Here is a 554-nt window from a genome sequence, read left to right on the forward strand (position 1 = left end):
ATGACGGGGTTGTTGCTGGATACCCGGTTGGATGCGGTGCAGCGGGATTATGTGGAGACGGTGCGGCGCAGTGGGGATCTGTTGCTGGATTTGATCAATGACATCCTGGATTTTTCGAAGATCGAGTCGGGTGGGTTGGAGTTGGAGGATCGTCCGTTCGATCTGATTTCGGCGGTGGAGGATTCGGTGGGTTTGTTGGCGGTCGCGGCCGACAAAAAGGGTTTGACCTTGTTGTGTGATTTCGCGGATGGGTGTCCGTCGTGGGTGAGCGGGGATGTGACGCGGTTGCGGCAGGTTCTGGTGAATCTGGTGGGTAATGCGGTGAAGTTCACGGAGTCGGGCACGATCATGGTGCGGATCGAGCCGGCCGGTTTGCCGGAGTCTGGGGTGTCGGAGGCTGGGGTGGTGGCGCTCAGGTTCCTGGTATCGGATACCGGGATCGGGATTCCGGAGGATCGGATGCCGCGGTTGTTCCAGTCGTTCAGTCAGGTGGATGCGTCGACGACGCGGGTGTATGGCGGTTCGGGTCTGGGTTTGGCGATCAGTCAGGCGCT

The 554-nt window shown here is 59.9% G+C and carries 1 protein-coding gene; it reads left to right on the forward strand.

Annotated elements, in window-relative coordinates; all coding sequences use genetic code 11:
- Nucleotides 1-554, forward strand: a 554-nt coding sequence (locus tag QN350_RS19765) for an ATP-binding protein (protein WP_323517224.1), incomplete at both ends; no start/stop codon positions are given.

It is taken from the genome of Cryobacterium sp. 10I5, from assembly GCF_035019865.1.
Classification (GTDB): domain Bacteria; phylum Actinomycetota; class Actinomycetes; order Actinomycetales; family Microbacteriaceae; genus Cryobacterium; species Cryobacterium breve_A.